The organism is Pseudomonas sp. B40(2017), assembly GCF_002112855.1.
Classification (GTDB): Bacteria; Pseudomonadota; Gammaproteobacteria; order Pseudomonadales; family Pseudomonadaceae; genus Aquipseudomonas; species Aquipseudomonas pharyngis.
The window spans coordinates 454773-472262 of sequence record NZ_NEIT01000004.1 but is presented as its reverse complement, the minus strand read 5'-3'; the positions used below and the strand labels follow the sequence as shown (position 1 = coordinate 472262).

19 protein-coding genes are annotated in these 17490 nt (G+C 60.4%); all 19 read right to left on the bottom strand.

The genetic code is table 11. The annotated features are described in order from the left end of the window. Window positions 1–150 precede the first annotated feature (150 nt). The 19 genes from araH to fabG all read right to left on the bottom strand — a co-directional run bounded on the left by araH (window position 151) and on the right by fabG (window position 17484). On the bottom strand, window positions 151–1119 hold the full coding sequence (araH, locus tag CAF76_RS12945) for an L-arabinose ABC transporter permease AraH (protein WP_011335422.1): 969 nt from the start codon (window positions 1117–1119) through the stop codon (window positions 151–153). Between the two features lie 12 nt (window positions 1120–1131). Continuing rightward, window positions 1132–2676, bottom strand: a complete 1545-nt coding sequence (gene araG, locus CAF76_RS12940; RefSeq protein WP_039770641.1) for an L-arabinose ABC transporter ATP-binding protein AraG — start codon at window positions 2674–2676, stop codon at window positions 1132–1134. A gap of 56 nt (window positions 2677–2732) precedes the next feature. Next, window positions 2733–3737: a substrate-binding domain-containing protein gene (locus CAF76_RS12935; RefSeq protein ID WP_085647456.1), complete on the bottom strand. Its 1005-nt coding sequence runs from the start codon at window positions 3735–3737 to the stop codon at window positions 2733–2735. A gap of 144 nt (window positions 3738–3881) precedes the next feature. Continuing rightward, window positions 3882–4700 (bottom strand): SDR family oxidoreductase, encoded by an 819-nt coding sequence (locus CAF76_RS12930; protein WP_011335425.1) that lies wholly within the window; start codon window positions 4698–4700, stop codon window positions 3882–3884. 270 nt (window positions 4701–4970) lie between these two features. Then, window positions 4971–5846 carry an SMP-30/gluconolactonase/LRE family protein gene (locus CAF76_RS12925; RefSeq protein WP_085647454.1) on the bottom strand — a complete coding sequence of 292 codons (876 nt, stop codon included), beginning with the start codon at window positions 5844–5846 and terminating at the stop codon, window positions 4971–4973. A 25-nt stretch (window positions 5847–5871) separates the two neighbouring features. After that, window positions 5872–6588 (bottom strand): FadR/GntR family transcriptional regulator, encoded by a 717-nt coding sequence (locus CAF76_RS12920; protein WP_007950814.1) that lies wholly within the window; start codon window positions 6586–6588, stop codon window positions 5872–5874. 101 nt (window positions 6589–6689) lie between these two features. Continuing rightward, window positions 6690–7250, bottom strand: coding sequence for a DUF1285 domain-containing protein (locus CAF76_RS12915; protein WP_085647452.1), 561 nt, complete (start codon window positions 7248–7250; stop codon window positions 6690–6692). 15 nt (window positions 7251–7265) lie between these two features. Then, a complete protein-coding gene (locus CAF76_RS12910) occupies window positions 7266–7871 on the bottom strand; it encodes a DUF4823 domain-containing protein (RefSeq protein ID WP_064598539.1) in 606 nt (201 codons plus the stop codon). A gap of 168 nt (window positions 7872–8039) precedes the next feature. Then, window positions 8040–9008 carry a GTP 3',8-cyclase MoaA gene (locus tag CAF76_RS12905; RefSeq protein WP_064383475.1) on the bottom strand — a complete coding sequence of 323 codons (969 nt, stop codon included), beginning with the start codon at window positions 9006–9008 and terminating at the stop codon, window positions 8040–8042. Window positions 9009–9146: 138 nt separating this feature from the next. Beyond that, the gene (locus tag CAF76_RS12900; RefSeq protein ID WP_007950805.1) at window positions 9147–9785 is read right to left on the bottom strand and encodes a TetR/AcrR family transcriptional regulator; all 639 of its coding nucleotides are present in this window, start codon (window positions 9783–9785) and stop codon (window positions 9147–9149) included. 341 nt (window positions 9786–10126) lie between these two features. Further along, a complete protein-coding gene (locus CAF76_RS12895) occupies window positions 10127–10912 on the bottom strand; it encodes a TatD family hydrolase (RefSeq protein WP_085647450.1) in 786 nt (261 codons plus the stop codon). A gap of 15 nt (window positions 10913–10927) precedes the next feature. Next, window positions 10928–11284 carry a PilZ domain-containing protein gene (locus CAF76_RS12890; protein WP_039770657.1) on the bottom strand — a complete coding sequence of 119 codons (357 nt, stop codon included), beginning with the start codon at window positions 11282–11284 and terminating at the stop codon, window positions 10928–10930. Between the two features lie 42 nt (window positions 11285–11326). Next, window positions 11327–12310, bottom strand: a complete 984-nt coding sequence (locus tag CAF76_RS12885; RefSeq protein WP_085647448.1) for a DNA polymerase III subunit delta' — start codon at window positions 12308–12310, stop codon at window positions 11327–11329. Next, the gene (gene tmk, locus CAF76_RS12880) at window positions 12303–12935 is read right to left on the bottom strand and encodes a dTMP kinase (RefSeq protein ID WP_007950797.1); all 633 of its coding nucleotides are present in this window, start codon (window positions 12933–12935) and stop codon (window positions 12303–12305) included. The genes CAF76_RS12885 and tmk overlap by 8 nt, the downstream gene beginning before the upstream one ends. Before the next feature lie 19 nt (window positions 12936–12954). After that, complete coding sequence (gene mltG / locus CAF76_RS12875) at window positions 12955–14136, bottom strand: endolytic transglycosylase MltG (RefSeq protein WP_085647446.1); 1182 nt, start codon at window positions 14134–14136, stop codon at window positions 12955–12957. A 3-nt stretch (window positions 14137–14139) separates the two neighbouring features. After that, window positions 14140–14955 (bottom strand): aminodeoxychorismate lyase, encoded by an 816-nt coding sequence (gene pabC, locus CAF76_RS12870; protein ID WP_064598548.1) that lies wholly within the window; start codon window positions 14953–14955, stop codon window positions 14140–14142. Then, a complete protein-coding gene (gene fabF / locus CAF76_RS12865) occupies window positions 14955–16199 on the bottom strand; it encodes a beta-ketoacyl-ACP synthase II (protein ID WP_007908259.1) in 1245 nt (414 codons plus the stop codon). Before fabF ends, pabC begins: the two co-directional genes overlap by 1 nt. A 108-nt stretch (window positions 16200–16307) precedes the next feature. Then, window positions 16308–16544, bottom strand: a complete 237-nt coding sequence (acpP, locus tag CAF76_RS12860) for an acyl carrier protein (RefSeq protein WP_003175607.1) — start codon at window positions 16542–16544, stop codon at window positions 16308–16310. A 196-nt stretch (window positions 16545–16740) separates the two neighbouring features. After that, on the bottom strand, window positions 16741–17484 hold the full coding sequence (gene fabG / locus CAF76_RS12855) for a 3-oxoacyl-ACP reductase FabG (protein WP_007950790.1): 744 nt from the start codon (window positions 17482–17484) through the stop codon (window positions 16741–16743). Window positions 17485–17490 lie beyond the last annotated feature (6 nt).

The following is a 17490-nucleotide window of genomic DNA, read 5'->3' as shown; positions in this document are numbered from 1 at the left end:
TTGGGAGATACGCCGACCTGAGCCCGCTCGCTGAATCCATAATCGACTGAATTCTTCAGGTCAATGTAGAGCGCAAGACACCTCGGTCAGCTCCCTCTCCCTCCGGGAGAGGGCTGGGCGGGCGGCGTTCCGATGAGGGAGCTTTTGATTTCAGCGCTGTTTCAGACGGTCAATCACCACAGCCAACAGCAAAATCGACCCACGAATCACATACTGATAAAACGTGTCGATATTCTTCAGGTTCATCGCATTCTCGATAATCGCCAGAATCAGCACCCCGGCAATCACATGCCGGATCATCCCGATCCCGCCACTCAGCGACACCCCTCCCAACACGCAAGCCGAAATCACCGTCAGCTCAAACCCTTGGCCAATCATCGGCTGACCCGACGTCATCCGCGATGCCAGAATCACCCCCGCCAACGCACCAATCACGCCATGCACCGCGAAGATGATGATCTTGGTGCGATCAACATTCACCCCCGCCAGCAACGCTGCCTCCTGGTTGCCGCCGATGGCCATGGTGTTGCGCCCGTAGGTCGTGTAGTTCAGCAGCCAGCCGAAAAACAGGAAGCAGACGATGGTGATCAGGATCGGCACCGGCACACCGAACAACTGACCATTACCAAAGACGAAGAACGACTCCTGCGAGACGCCCACCGCTTTGCCGTTGGCAAAGATGTAAGCCAGGCCACGGACGATCTGCATGGTCGCCAGCGTCGTGATCAACGCGTTGACCCGCAACTTGGCGATCACGATGCCGTTGATCAGGCCGACAATCAGGCCCATCACCAGCGCGGCGCTGACGCCGAGAAACACGCTGTTGGTGTCGCGCATCACCACCGCCGCCACCACCCCGGCGCAGGCGATTACCGAACCTACCGACAAGTCGAAATGCCCCGACGCCAGGCAATACAACATGGTGCACGCGGCGATCCCGGTAGTGGAGATCGCCAGCCCCAGGCCACGCATGTTCAGCGGCGAAAGGAAGTTGTCGATCAGCAAGGTGCAGGCGACAAAAATGCCCACCGCCGCCAGCAGCATCACCCAGTCATCGAGGAAGCGCCGCATATCCAAAGGTTTGCGCTCGGTCGGCAGGGTTTCGTTTTGGGTTGTCATCATAGTCACCTCTCAGTTCGCCACGCCGTCAGCGCGTTGGCGCGGCAAAGCCAGTTGCAGCAGGTTGGATTCGTTGGCCTGGTCGCGGCTGACTTCGCCACGCAGGGCGCCCTCGCACAGCACCAGAATGCGGTCGGAAATACCCATGACTTCCATCAGATCGCTGGACACCACGATCACCGAAATACCGTCGGCGGCCAGGTTATGGATGATCTGGTAGATCTCGGCCTTGGCACCGATGTCGATGCCCCGGGTCGGCTCGTCGAGCAGCAGCACTTTCATCGGCATCGACAGCCAGCGACCGAGAATGGCTTTCTGCTGATTGCCGCCGGACAGGAACTTGATCTGTTGCCCGGCGTGGGGCGTTTTCACTTTCAGGGCCTTGATCTGTTTCTCGGCGTTGCCCTTCTCCCAGATTCCGCGCAGCAGGCAGCCGAGACCGGAATGCGCACCGCGCGCACTGATGTTGATGTTCTCGGCGACGCTGGCGAGCGGGATGATGCCTTCCTTCTTGCGGTCTTCCGGGCACAGCAGAATCCCGGCAGCAATCGCATCGCGGGGTGAACGCAGCTTCAGTTCATGACCGCGCAATTCTAGGCGTCCGGCGGTGTTGCGCTCCAGACCGCTGAGCAGCCGGAACAGCTCGGTGCGCCCGGCCCCGACCAGTCCGAACAGGCCCAGAATCTCGCCTTTGTGCGCATCGAAACTGATCGGCTCGCGCAGGCCCGGGCCGAGCAAGCCATCGACTCTCAGCGCCACAGCACCGCGCGGACGACCGCGATAATCGTAGATGTCCTGAATGTCGCGCCCGACCATGCAGGTCACCAATTGATCGTGGGTCAGCTGGCTCATGTCGTCGAAGGTGCGCACGTAGCGACCGTCCTTGAACACCGTCACCGCGTCGCAGATGCGGAACACTTCTTCCATGCGATGGGAGACGTAGAGCACCACTTTGCCCTCGTCGCGCAGCCGGCCGATGATCGCCATCAAGCGGTCGATTTCCCGCGCCGAGAGGCTGCTGGTCGGTTCGTCAAAAGCAATCACATGGGCGCCACGGGACAGCGCTTTGGCGATTTCCACCAGTTGCCGCTGACCGAGGGACAGGCGTCCGACCTTGGTCTGCGGATCGATTTCATCGGCCAGGCCTTTGAGGCATGCCAATGCCTGCTGGCGCAACGCGCCGCGATTGATCAGGCCGAAGCTGGCCGGCAGGTGACCGAGGAACAGGTTCTCGGCCACGGTCATTTCCGGCACCAGATGCAGCTCCTGGTGAATCACCGCCACGCCGCTGCCGATGCTGTCGGCGGTGGACTTGAACGCCATCGTCCGCTCGCCGATCTGCAGCTCGCCGCTGCTCGGGATATAGGCGCCGCCGAGGATTTTCAGCAGGGTCGATTTGCCGGCGCCGTTCTCGCCCATCAAGGCGTGAACCTGCCCGGGGTGAGCGACGAAACTGATGCCGTCCAGCGCCTTCACGCCCGGGAAGGTCTTGCCGATCCCGTTGAAACGCAGGCTACCGCTGGCACTGTGTTCTTGTGTCTGTACTTGCGCGTGCATTTAAGCCACCTCATCACACCGTTCAAGCGGCCCGGCTGCCCGGGCCGCCGCTGCCGTCAGTTCCACAGGCCGATCTTCTCCAGCTCCTGCTTGAAGTTGTCGCGGGTGATCAGGGTGACGTCGTCCATCGCGGTGTACTTCGGCGGTTCCTTGCCGGTGGTGACCCACTCGTACATCATCTCGGCGGTCTTGTAGCCTTCGATGTGCGGGCTTGGCAGCATCGAACCGTAGAAGCCGCTGTTAGGCTTTTTCAATTCGCCGATAGCGTCGGTGCCGTTGATGCCGATGCCGATCACATTGGCCGCGGCAAACCCGGCGGCTTCGGTGGCGCGTACGCCGCCGAGCACGGTGTTGTCGTTCATGCCGCCGATGATCAGGTTCTTCGCCGCGCCCGGCAGCTTGACCAGCGCCGAGTTGGTGGCGTCCATGCTGCCCGGCACGTCGAGGGTTTTCAGGGCGGCCGTCAGAATGTGATCTTTCGGCATGCCAGCATCTTCGAGGGCCTTCATCGAGCCGTCGGTGCGCTTCTTGCCGGTGTCGAGTTCGTTGTAGGTGTTGACCACCGCGTAGGTGTCTTTCCAGTCCCAGTTACGCTTTTTCGCTTCGGCGGCCATGGCGGCGCCCTGCTTCTGGCCGACTTCGAAGGCGGCCATGCCGAGGTACGGAACGTCCTCCATGAATTTGCCATTGGCATCGACGAAGCGGTCGTCGACGGCGATCACTTTCAGGTCATTGAGCTTGGCCTTGGCCATGATCGCAGGGCCGAGGGACACGTCCGGCGGGCAGATGACGAAGCCCTTGGCGCCGTTGGCCGCGAGGCTGTCGATGGCCGAGAGGGTTTTCTCGCCGTCTGGCACGGCGATCTTGATCAGCTCGAAGCCTTTGTCCTTGGCAGCTTTCTCGGCGAAGGCCCATTCAGTCTGGAACCACGGCTCTTCGGCCTGCTTGACCAGGAAACCGATCTTCACCGGATCGGCGGCCAGCAGCGAACTGCTCAGGCTGAACGCAGTAACCGCCAGCGCGGTACTGCACAGGGTACGAATCCCGAAACGACGTTTCATAAGCAGACTCCTTGTTATTTTTCTTGAGCGTTATTTGAAAAACGTTAAAGCGGTCGAAGCGTTTCCTGCGAATCATGACGACAATAGTCATATCGTATGATGATTGAATTTCAGGCGGACCTTTCCGCCTGAAATCCCCTTTTCTCAGTCGTGGTACATCACCGAGCGACCACCATCGATGGTGATGCAAGAGGCATTGATGAACGGCGCTTCATCGCTGGCCAGAAACACGGCGGTCATCGCCACTTCAATCGGCTGGCCGATGCGTTTCGGTGGATGCAGATCGAAAGCCCGTTGACGTTCGGCGTGCGGGTCGGCAAAGCCGTTCCAGTAATCGACGTTGAGTTGGGTTTCGATGTAGCCCGGTGCAATCGCATTGACCCGAATACCCTTCGGCGCGTACTCGATGCCCAGCGCTCGGGTCAGCCCGAGCAAGCCGTGCTTGGCCACCGGGTACGGAAAGCAGCCGGGAATGATGTTCGTGGAATGGGTCGACGCAATGTTGATGATGCTGCCGATGCCTTGCTCGATCATCTGCGGCAATACGGCCTTGCAGCCATACCAGGCGCCGTCGAGGTCGATGGCGAAGCAGCGTTTCCAGTCTTCTTCGGTCATTTCCAGCGGATCGCGGAACACATTGACCCCGGCGCAATTCACCAGCACGTCGATGCGGCCGTGCAGCTCGATGGCCAGTTTGGCCATGGCATGCAGATCCTGCTGACGCGAGACGTCGGCCTTGATCGCCTGCACATCGGCGCCCTGCTCGCGCCAGTGCGCGGCGACTTTCTCGACCTTTTCAGCCTGGATATCGCTGATCACCAGTTTGGCCTGCTGCGAGGCGAAGGTCGCGACGATTGCTTCGCCGATGCCTTGGGCGGCGCCGGTCAGCAGCACGACCTTGTTTTTCAGGCGCTCACCTTTCGGTGGCTCGGGCACCGGTGGCAAGGATAGTGGTTCAGCCATGAATCAGGACTCCTGTTCGAAAGCATAAAAAAACCGGGCATCTGACGATGTCCGGTCTGGAAGGCTTGTGGAACAAGACAGGCGAGCGCACGCCGCGGCACCGAGACGGCCCGAAGCGCTGACTCCGCTATGGAGTGCGATGGAAATTCGCTGCATCACTTCACCTGTTTTGTTCTTTTTAAGTGTGAGTGCGTGTTACTGCTGGGACCGACTATAAACCCGACCGCCAAATAATCTCAATATATAATTTTGCATCCCATATTTTGGGATTTAACTGGCAAATCGCGTGCAGAGCTTTCCGGCGACATCCACTTGCAGCGACAGTACGGCTCCGTCCAGCGGATGATTCAGCGGACTTTTGGCGCTGGTGATGTACAGGGTTTTCAAGTCTGCGCCGCCGAACACGCAACTGGTGGGGCGACTGATCGGCAGGTCGATCTTGCGATCGATCTGGCCATCCGGGGTCAGGCGCAGCAGGCAGCTGCCGTCCCAGCGGGCGTTCCACACGTAGCCTTCGGCGTCCATCGCCGAACCGTCCGGGCCGCCGTGCTGATCGGCGCTGTACCAGGGCTGGGCGGTGTCGAGGTTGCCGTCGGTGTGAATAAAATAGCGATACAAGGTGCTTTCGAGGCTGTCGCCGAACAGCAGCGTGGTGCCGTCGTCGCTCCACAGCAGCGTGTTGGGAATGCCCAGACCGCGCAGCAATGGCGTGACCCTTTTATCCGGATCAACGCGGAACAGCCCGCCGGAACGACGGGTGATCGGCAGAACCTCGCCCTGCTCGCCAATGTTGTTTTGCATGGTGCCGAGCCACAAGCGGCCCTGGCCGTCGCAACGTGCCTCGTTGGCGCGGTTGCCCGGTTGCGGGTCGGCGACGCAGAACAGCGTCAGTCGCGGCTCAAGTCCGGGGGAATCCAGATCGAGCCGATAGACGCCGCTGCTCAGGGTCACCAGCGCGTCGCCGCTGGCGCAGGGAATGAACGCCGAGACGTGCTCCGGCATCTGCCAGATCTGCACGTTCTGCCCGATCAGCCGCAGCGCCTGCCTGCCGGCGATGTCCACCCAGTACAGCGCCTGGGTTGGTGCGTCCCAGAACGGGCCTTCGCCCAGTTGCGCCCGATGTTCTGTCACCGCAGTCCACGTCATGCAACCTCCTGTCTTGTTGCTTTTGTCAGCTGGCTTTTTTGTCGGCCATCACCTGCGGGTAAAACCGCTTGATGGCCAGGTCGGCATTGTCGATCAGGGTCATGCAGGCCCACACCCCGCGCGCGGCATCCCGGGCGGCAATGGCGTCGGCCATGTCCTTGTGGATGGGCAGTGTGCGGCGCAATTCGTCAGGGTCGGCCGCCGAGACTTCGAAAGACACGGCAAGCAGTGCACCGAGGGCCGGCACCATTTGTTCGATGAATTGATTGTGGCTGGCGGCGAGAATGCATTCGTGGAAGAACTGGTCGGCGCGGTTGTAATCGATGCCGCTGTCGACCGCCCGTTCCAGCGCGTTGTAAGCCTGCTGCACGGCTTGCACCTGTTCGACGGTCGCCCGCTCGCAGGCCCAGCGCACCGCCATCGGTTCGATGGTACGGCGCAGGTCGAGCAGGTCATCGACGAAATTTTCCGGCAAGCCGCTGCGTGACAGCCAGCCCACCACTTGCGGATCGAACAGGTTCCAGCGCTTGATCGGCAGCACCCGCGTGCCGACTTTCGGCCCGACTTCAAGCATGCCTTTGGCGACGAGGGTCTTGATGGCTTCGCGGATCACGGTGCGGCTGACGCCGAGCTGCTCGCCCAGATCGGCCTCGACCTTGATCGCCTGCCCCGGCTTCACCTGGCCGGCAGCAATCCAGGCGCCCAGCCAGTCAACCGTTGATGCGTGAAAACTGCTCGACATGGACACCCCGAAGCCGTTCGCTGTGGGTGCCTACGCTAATCATCATACGATTGAGAGTCAACGACAAAAAACCGCAGCCTGCTTTCACAGACTGCGGTTTTTTAAGGTTCGAGGCCGATGCGGAAGAACTCGCCACCGCTCCAGACGCCGAGCCAGCGCTGGCCATCGATTTCACGGCTCACTGCCAGCTCCACCAACTGGTAGAACACGTTGCGGTGGATCAGCGCTTCGAGATTGGTGCGGACATGCACGTAAGGCGCAGGTTCTTGCGTCGCTGGATCGATCTCGACCCGGATCGGATGCTCCGGGCCGGCTTCCGTTGTTTCATCGACGTTGGTGGTAAAGCGCAGCAGTTGCGCCTCACCCTCGCCTTCCACCTCGACGGCAATCGCCACGAATGGCGCGTCATCGACCTTGATCCCGACCTTCTCGACCGGAGTGATCAGGAAATAGTCATCGCCATCGCGGCGGATGATGGTGGAGAACAGTTTGACCATCGGCTTTCGCCCGATCGGCGTACCCAGGTAATACCAGGTGCCGTCACGGGCGATGCGCATGTCGATATCGCCGCAGAAATCCGGGTTCCACAAGTGCACCGGCGGCAAGCCTTTGGTTTTGGGGATTTGTCCCAGCAGGTCATTGGCTTTTTGCGGGCCACTCATGGCGTACTCCTTGAATTACTGGTCCCCGACGCCAAGCAGGCTGCGCGCGTACTGCGCCAGCGGCGGGCCGATCAGGTCTTCGGGCTTGTTGTCGTGGAACGTCAGTAAACCGCCACGACTCTTGATCCGCGCAGTATCAATCAAATACTGGGTGCTGGTCTCGATCAACATGATCTGAATCACGCCGCCGTCGATACCGAGGCGATCCACGGCTTCCTCATCCAGCCATTCATCGGAGTTGCCGATGCGGTCGTCGGCCTTGGCGAAACGGGTGTACAGCAAGTAGTGGGCACCGGCGTCGCGGGCTTCGCCCATCGCCTGGTCGAGGCCTTCCGGCGCACGGGCGCGGCGGACCATCGGGAAGTATTCGACGAAGCCTTTGAAGGCCTCTTCGGCCACTACGTTGGGGCGCGGGTAAGAACCACCCGGCGGCGCGAATGAGCCTTGCGCGATGTAGATAAACGAATCCGGCTGAATGCGGAAATTGTTCACGCGACGGCTGTCGCTGTGGTCCAGCAGACCCGCGTCGCTCATCTGGTAGCGAGTCCCTTCAGCCATGTCACTGACAGTCATACAGCCGCCCAGCGCCAAAACGGCCAGCAGCAAAACCAGGCTACGCATCCTAATCCTCCAGAAGCCGGTGACGGAAAACCGGCGAATGGCCGTAGGATGCAGCTTTTGCGCCACCTCCAGATCTTCGTCGTTTTTTCGATCGTAATCGAGAGCAGGCTCGCTCCCACAGGAAATAGCATTTACCTGTGGGAACGAGCCTGCTCGCGATGAGGATTTTCAGCCGCCGATGATCTTCATGACGGTGGCGCCGCCGGAGAACGCGACTTCCTGCTTGTCACCCAGCGCCTTGACCAGCAGTCGCTGCAACGCCGGCAGCGCCTCGTGACGCGGCTTGTCGAGCAGGTCACCGACGTAGTGGCGGTTGCTCGACGACAGGCAGCCATGCAGCCATCCGGTGGACGACAGGCGCAGGCGCGAACAGGTTCGGCAGAACGGCACGCTTTCGTTGGCGATCACGCCGAAATTACCCAAACCGGGAATCGCATAGCGAACCGCCGTGGCATCCACCGGCGCGTCGGTTTGCGCGTACTCGTAATGTTCGCCGATCAGGCTCAGCAGCTGTTGCAGGCTGACGAACTGCTGCAGGAAGGCGTTGGAATCAGTGGCCAGGTGGCCCATGCGCATCAGCTCGATGAAGCGCAGTTCAAAGCCGCGTTCAAGGCAGTAATCGAGCAACGGCATCACTTGGTCGAGGTTCTGCCCGCGCAACGGCACCATGTTGACCTTGATCTTCATCCCCGCCGCTGCGGCCTGATCCATGCCATCCAGCACGGTGGCCAGATCGCCGCCACGGGCGATGCTGCGGAACGCGCCGGCGTCCAGAGTATCGAGGGAAACGTTGAGGCGTCGCAGGCCGGCATCAACCAGCAACGGGAGTTTTTTCGCCAGGAGCTGGCCGTTGGTGGTCAGGCTGATGTCTTCCAGGCCCATCCTGCCGACGGCGCTCATGAAAGATTCGAGCTTGGGGCTGACCAGCGGCTCGCCGCCGGTGATGCGCAGGCGCTCGATGCCCGCGGCTTCGATCAGATAGGCTACGCCACGCGCCATGGCCTCGGCCGACAGTTCATCCTGCGCAGCCACCAACCGCTTGCCGTTGGGCACGCAGTAGGTACAGGCGTAATTGCAGGCTGAAGTCAGACTGATCCGCAAATTGCGAAAACGCCTACCTTGACGGTCAACGATCATGAAGCACTCCGGCGATGGAAAATCGAGCGGCTAAAACTTGACTCACAATTCAAGTTTTAGCAAGCCCTATGCCTGAGTATATTCCTGCGGTACTGCGCCATGTAGCTAAAAACACGGCGCATAAGGCAACTGAATGATTCAGCTGCTCGGTGTTTCAGGGTCGCGCTTGCGCTTGTTGCCCATACGCACGCCGATATCCATCAGGAACTGGAAGAAACCTTCCTGATCTTCCAGCACATTGCTCCAGAACGGCGAGTGATACAGCGCCACCGCGCCGTGCACCAGCGCCCAGGATGCGCAGTAATGGAAGTATGGCGGCACGTCTTCGAGCTTGCCTTCGCTGATGCGGCCCTTGATGAGCAGCGTCAGGCGTTCGAAGTTCGAGGCACGGATCTTGTGCAGCTCCTCGACCATCTCAGGGACCTGATTGCCCTTGACCACCTTCTCTTCCAGGCGATCGAACAGGCGATAGCGCTGCGGGTCGCGCATGCGGAATTCAAAGTAGGCACGGGACAGCGCTTCCTTGTCCTTGTCGACATCGGCCGAGTGCAACAGCTCGTTCAAGTCGCGCTCGTAATCGAGCATCAGGCGCAGGTAGATCTCGGCCTTGGACTTGAAGTGCTTGTAGATCGTGCCTTTGCCGATACCCACGGCATCAGCAATCATCTCGACGGTGACACTGTCTTCACCTTGTTCGAGGAACAGCTTGAGCGCGGTATCGAGAATTTCTTGCTCGCGGCGACGAAACTCACGGACCTTACGAGGTTCTTTGTGCATAAGAAAAGGTCTGTAGGGGTCAAAATTCGAAGCCGCGTATTATGCCTAACTTGCGCAAAAATGCACGGATCATCCGACCATATCTGTGTTTCTTGTTCATTTCACGAACGTTTCGAGGGGAATGAGAACATAACCGAAGCGAACGTATTCCAAATTTGTTTAAAAACCCCGGCCAGCCAACTGGACTCGGCGCCAGACTGATCAATACTTGAACTGTCGGGCGACATCTCCCCCAAGTGTCGTGCCGGTAAAGGTACCAAGGGACCGCGTGCCTTTGTTTTACTCCTAATGGTCTTAACCCGGATTCACCCCCCAGAACCCGGGTTTTTTTTGCCTGCGATTCAGGCTTTTACATTCGCCAGCGGAAACAGTCGCTTGAAGTTCTCGGTGGTCTGCTCGGCAAAACGCTCGTAATTCTCACCGCGCAGCATCGCCAGAAACTCTGCCACTTCCCGCACGTATTGCGGCAGGTTCGGCTTGCCGCGATACGGGATCGGCGCCAGGTACGGCGAATCGGTTTCCACCAGCAGGCGATCCGCCGGGACTTTGCTCGCGACATCACGCAGCGCATCGGCATTGCGGAAGGTGACGATGCCCGACAGGGAAATGTAATAACCCATGTCCAGCGCCGCCTTGGCCATGTCCCAGTCTTCGGTGAAGCAATGCAACACGCCGGCCTGGGGCAACGCGGCTTCGCGCAACAACTCGAGCGTGTCGGCGCGGGCGCCGCGGGTGTGGATGATCACCGGCTTGCCGGTCTGCTGCGCGGCTTGCAGGTGCAGACGGAACGACTCCTGCTGAAGCTCGGCGGCTTCCGGCTCGTAGTGGTAGTCCAGACCGGTTTCACCGATCGCCACCACTTTCGGGTGATTGAGCTCGTGCAACAGCCAATCCAGCGCCGGCGCCGCGCCCGGCTGCACATCCAGCGGATGCACGCCGACCGAACAATCGACATCGTCGTAACGCTCGGCGAGGGCTTTAACGTCGGCCGCGTTGTCGGCGCTGACGCCGATGCACAGGAAATGCCCGACGCCGCGTTCGCGGGCCGCATCCAGTGCGGCATCCAGGGAACCGTCGTGAGCGGCGAGGTCGAGGCGATCAAGGTGACAATGGGAATCTACGAGCATAAAAAGGACTGCAACTTACATCGTATGAGTGGGACGGTCGGATTTCAGGGCTCCGGCCAGATGAGTTTCGATGCGACTGCGCGCGGTATTGTCGCCATCGTTGAATTGCACGCCGACGCCGGCCGCGCGGTTGCCCTGCGCGCCTTTGGGGGTGATCCAGGCGACTTTGCCGGCCACCGGAATCTTCTCCGCCTCGTCCATCAGGTTCAGCAGCATGAACACCTCGTCGCCCAACTTGTAGTTCTTGTTGGTCGGGATGAACAGGCCGCCGTTCTTGATGAACGGCATGTAGGCGGCGTAGAGGACCGACTTGTCCTTGATGGTCAGGGACAAGATGCCGTTGCGCGGCCCCGGACTGACGGGTTCATTCATGTTGACCTCCACTGCTGATGTTCAGAGTCTAGGTACACATTCTTATCTTTGGCCAGGCAAGCTCGCCCATTGCACCAGCAACGCTTCCAGCAGCAACGCCGCGTTGAGGTTGGCCTTGCTCAGGACTTTCTGGCGCTGGGCGAGAATCCAGTCCTGGATATCGAGCACTTTAGCCTGGGCACTTTTCTGCGCCAGATATTGCACGACCTTGCGCATGTCGGTCAGGCCGAGGCCCGCTTCGTCCTGGGTCAATTGATAGCGCAAGATCAGGCTCGACCAGTCGCAGAACCAGTCGAACAGACGCAGCATCGGAATGTTTTTCCACTCCTCGGCCAGTTGCGTCGGCGATTGCTGCTGCTTGAGCAGCTTCTTCACGCCTTCCACCACCTGCGCGCGCTGTTCACGTACGCCCTGCCCCTGCAATATAACGGCTGCCAACGGCGAACCGGCGGCCAGGGTCAACAGTTCGACCCGTTCGTCTTCGGAACATTCCGGCAGTGCCTGAGCCAGCCACTGCAGACTCATGGATTCGCTCGGCAGCGGGCAGGCCTGCTGCACGCAGCGGCTCTTGATGGTCGGCAACAACCGGCTCGGCTGGTGGCTGACCAGCAACAGCACGGTATCGCCGGACGGCTCTTCAAGGCTCTTGAGCAAGGCGTTGGCGGCGTTGATGTTCATCGACTCCACCGGCTCGATCAGCACCACCTTGCGCCCGCCCAGTTGCGCGGTCTGCACCACGAAACTGACCAGATCGCGCACCTGATCGACCTTGATCGCCTTGTCCGCTTCCTCCGGTTCGAGGATGTAATTGTCCGGGTGGCTGCCGGCCTTGAGCAGCAGGCAGGATTTGCACTCGCCGCAGGCTTCAGGCGTCGGACGCTGGCACAGCAGACTGGCCATCAGTCGTTCGGCCAGCGCGCGTTTGCCGATCCCGGCCGGCCCGTGCAGCAGATACGCGTGAGCGTGCTGAGTGCGACCGGCCAGTTGCTGCCAGAGGCTGTCCTGCCACGGATAGGCCTCAGCCACGGCTCAGCTCCAGCAAGTTCGGAATCAGGGTATCCAGCGATTGTTGAACCTTGGCCAACGGCTGACCGGCATCGATCCGCACATAACGCGCCGGATCAGCTTCGGCGCGCTTGAGGAACGCACTACGCACGGCCTCGAAAAACTCACGGCCTTCCAGCTCGAAACGATCCAGACGACCTCGGGCGCTGGCGCGGGCCAGGCCGATTTCCACCGGCAGATCGAATATCAGCGTCAGGTCGGGACGCAGATCGCCCTGCACGAAAGTCTCCAGCGCCGCGATGCGCTCCAGCGACAAGCCGCGGCCGCCACCCTGATAGGCGTAAGTCGAATCGGTGAAACGATCACACAGCACCACCGCACCACGGGCCAGTGCCGGTCGAATGACTTCAGCCAGATGCTGGGCACGGGCGGCGAACACCAGCAGCAGCTCGGTGTCCGGGTTCATCACTTCGTCGACCGGGGCCAGCAACACCTCACGAATGCGCTCGGCCAGCGGCGTACCGCCGGGCTCGCGGGTCAGCACCACTTCGATACCGGCGGCGCGCAGGCGCTCGGCGAGGTATTCGCGGTTGGTGCTTTTGCCGGCGCCTTCCGGGCCTTCCAGGGTAATAAACAAGCCAGTCACAGGCAGTCCTTAATCAAAGTCATTGCGTGTTTTGGGGAGCGGACGCTTCCGGTTCCTGCGTCGATGCAGGCGCTTGAGCAGGCGGCTGCGGCAACGATTCCGGTGCAGTATCGGGTGAGGCGGCAGGTATCGCCTCCTCGGCTGCCGGAGCGGTCTCGGGCGCTGTCGCAGGCGCCGGGCTGGAGCGGTAATCCGCGCGCCGCTTGAGCTGGTATTCGCGCACCGCGTTGTTGTGCGCGTCCAGATCATCGGAGAACACATGGCTGCCATCGCCACGGGCAACGAAGTAGAGGCTGGTGCCATCCACCGGGTTGAGAGCCGCGTGAATGGCTTCACGTCCGACCATGGCGATCGGCGTCGGCGGCAGCCCCGGAATCATGTACGTGTTGTACGGCGTGGCTTCCTTGAGGTGGGCACGGGTCAGTTTGCCGTTGTAGCGGTCACCCAGGCCGTAGATCACCGTCGGATCGGTCTGCAACTGCATGCCCAGCGCCATACGCCGCACGAAGACGCCGGCAATCTGCCCACGCTCCTGAGGCACGCCGGTTTCCTTCTCCACCAGCGATGCCATGATCAGCGCCTGATAAGGCTCGGTGTAAGGCACGTCGGCGGAGCGTTTTTCCCACTCCTTGGCCAGCACTTCGTCGAGGCGGTCAAAAGCCTTTTTCAGCAGTTCGGTATCGGTCACACCGCGCACGAAGCGGTAGGTGTCGGGGAAGAAGCGGCCTTCAGGGAACAGACCCTTGTGACCGATTTTGGCCATGACCTCGCTGTCACTCAGACCATTGAGGGTCTGTTCGATCTTTTCATCCTTGGCCAGCGCGGCGCGTACTTGATGGAAATTCCAGCCTTCGACCAGGGTCAGGCTGTACTGAACCACATCGCCACGCTTCCACAGGTCGATCAGGCCGTTGACGGTCATGCCCGGTTGCATACGGTACTCGCCCGTATGAATCGGCGTGCCAGCGAGATTGAACCGCCAATAGACCCGCAGCCAGAACGCGTCCTTGATGACGCCATCGGCTTCGAGTCCAAGAAAAGTACGGGTCGGGGTGGATCCCTTGGGCACATCCAGCAGTTCTTCCTGCGTGATGTTCAGGGGCTGTTCCAGTGCCGAATGAATCTTCCAGGCGCTGGCGCCCAACAGCAGCCCTGCCAGAACCAGTCCGGTTTCCAGCAGCAGCAAAAGTTTACGTCTCACGAATCAGGCATCCAGTAGCGCGCGGGCAATGGTTTGCAGTTTACGGGTGAGCGGGCCAACCGGCCAGCTCAGAGCAGCACAGGCGCGTACCGGCCAGACGCCATACACGCTGTTGCAGACAAAGACTTCATCAGCCCATTGCAGCTGTTCGAGGGGGATGTCGGTGATTTGCACGGGAATGCCCAGGGACTCGGCCTGAAACAATATTTCTGCGCGCATCACGCCGGCCACGCCGCAACGTTTCAGGTCCGCCGTGATCAGCACACCGTCACGCACCAGGAACAGGTTGCTGAAGACTCCCTCGATCACGCGACCCGCCTGATCGAGCATCAAACCTTCGGCGTGCTCACTGTCCCGCCATTCGGCGCGGGCAATGACCTGCTCCAGTCGATTGAGGTGTTTGAGCCCGGCGAGCAACGGCTGCCTGGACAAACGCGTGCTGCAAGGAAACAGGCGAACGCCCTGTTCGGCGTGGGCCGCTGGATAAGCGGCGGGAGGATTGCCTTGCAGAATGCGTCGGCCCTGCGCCGAAGGATCCGGCGCATAACCGCGCAATCCGTCGCCACGGGTGAGGATGAGCTTGAGCACGCCCTCGCCCATCGCGGCGGCATAGGATTGCAGCTCATGGCGAATCAGCTCGACGTCCGTCGCAATGGCCAGACGTGTACAGCCGTCGGCCAGACGCGTCAGATGCCGATCCAGCAGCAACGGCTGGCCGCCACGCACGGCGATGGTCTCGAACAGACCGTCGCCGTAAGCCAGGCCGCGATCTTTCAGCGACAGAGCGTCAGCCGGCAGACCGTCGACCCAGCAGTCCATCAGCCGGCGAACCGACGGAACGCCAACGTGCCGTTGGTGCCGCCAAATCCGAACGAGTTGGACAGCACGACATCGATGTCCATGTTGCGCGCGGTGTGCGGCACGAAATCGAGGTCGCAGCCTTCGTCCGGCTCATCGAGGTTGATGGTCGGCGGCGCCACCTGGCTGTTGATCGCCAGCACGCTGAAGATCGCCTCGACCGCGCCCGCCGCACCGAGCAGGTGACCGGTCATGGACTTGGTGGAGCTGACCGCCAGCTTGTAGGCGTGATCACCGAACACCGACTTGATCGCGTTGGCTTCAGCGAGGTCGCCGGCCGGGGTCGAAGTGCCGTGGGCGTTGATGTATTGCACTTGATCGACGTTGATCTTCGCATCGCGCAGCGCGTTGGTGATGCAGCGTGCAGCACCGGCGCCGTCGGCGGGTGGCGAAGTCATGTGGAAAGCATCGCCACTGGTGCCGAAACCAATCAGCTCGGCATAGATGGTCGCGCCACGGGCCTTGGCGTGTTCGAGCTCTTCGAGCACCAGGGCACCGGCGCCGTCGGACAGCACGAAGCCGTCACGGCCCTTGTCCCACGGACGGCTGGCGCGGGTCGGCTCGTCGTTGCGGGTCGACAGCGCACGGGAAGCACCGAAGCCGCCCATGCCCAGACCGCACGCGGCCATCTCGGCACCGCCGGCAATCATCACGTCGGCTTCGTCGTACATGATGTTGCGTGCCGCCATGCCGATGCAGTGCGTACCGGTGGTACACGCTGTGGCGATGGCGTAGTTAGGCCCCTGCGCACCCAGATGGATGGACAGGAAACCGGAAATCATATTGATGATCGAGCCAGGCACAAAGAACGGAGAAATCCGGCGCGGGCCAGTCTCGTGCAGGGTGCGGCTGGTTTCTTCGATGTTGGTCAGACCGCCGATACCCGAACCCATGGCCACGCCAATGCGTTCACGGTTGGCATCGGTGACTTCCAGACCGGCATTGCGTACGGCTTGAAAGCCGGCCGCCAGACCGTACTGAATGAACAGGTCGAGCTTGCGCGCTTCCTTGACCGACAGGTATTCCTCGACATTGAAGCCCTTTACCGAGCCGCCAAAGCGGGTGGAATAGGCAGAAAGGTCGGTGTGTTCGATCAGACCAATGCCACTGCGGCCAGCCAGAATGCCCTGCCAACTGCTCGGCACATCCGTGCCCAGTGGCGACAACATACCCATACCGGTGACTACGACGCGTCTACGCGACACAGCACTCTCCTTTTTCAAATGACGACTTTGCATCAGGCCTAAAGAAAAAACCGCACGCCATGATGGCAGTGCGGTTTTTCCATGACAGCAAGCAACGATTACAAACTATTACGCCTGGTGGCTAGTAACGTAGTCGATTGCAGCTTGTACAGTAGTGATCTTCTCAGCTTCTTCGTCAGGGATTTCGGTCTCGAATTCCTCTTCCAGAGCCATCACCAGCTCAACGGTGTCAAGGGAGTCGGCACCCAGGTCTTCTACGAAGGAAGCGGTGTTGACCACTTCTTCTTCTTTAACACCCAGTTGCTCGGCAACGATTTTCTTGACGCGCTCTTCGATGGTGCTCATACCTTGTTTTCACTCCTAATGGACAAATTCAGGCAGCTGGCCAGTGGGTAAGTGTATAGAAAGACTTTTCAGCTTTTCAACTGAAAGCTTCACTCCTCAAACCCTGCGGCCCTCTGCCTATAAATAGATTGCAGCTTTATAACGGATTTTAGACAGCTCGTATGACATTTTTTTGAAGCAATCCGTCACATTTGAATTACATGTACATCCCGCCGTTAACCGGGATTGTAGCCCCGGTCACGTATGCCGCACCGTCGGATGCAAGAAAAGCGACCACGGACGCGATCTCTTGAGCTTGTCCCAGACGGCCCAGCGGAATCTGCGTCTGCAAGGCTTCACGCTGTGCTTCAGGCAGCTCGCGCGTCATATCGGTGTCGATAAACCCTGGGGTTACCGAGTTGACCGTAATCGAACGCGAACCGACTTCACGCGCCATGGCACGGCTGAAACCTTCCAGCCCGGCCTTGGCGGCTGCATAGTTTACTTGGCCAGCGTTGCCCATGGCACCCACCACCGAGCCAATACTGATAATTCGGCCCCAACGCGCCTTGGTCATGCCGCGCAGAACGCCCTTGGACAGGCGATACAGACTGTTCAGGTTGGTATCGATCACGTCGTACCACTCGTCGTCTTTCATGCGCATCATCAGGTTGTCGCGGGTGATGCCGGCATTGTTGACCAGAATCGCCACCGGCGCACCGAACTGCTCCTGGATGCTCGCCAGCACTTTGGTGACCGATTCGTCGCTGGTGACGTTCAGTTCGAAACCTGCGCCCTGAATGCCGTTTTCCTTCAGGGTCGCAGCAATACGCTCGGCGCCCGAAGCGGAAGTCGCGGTGCCAACAACGATGGCGCCCTGACGACCCAGTTCCAGTGCGATAGCCTGGCCGATGCCACGGCTTGCGCCGGTGACCAGTGCAACTTTACCTTGCAGACTCATGCAAGC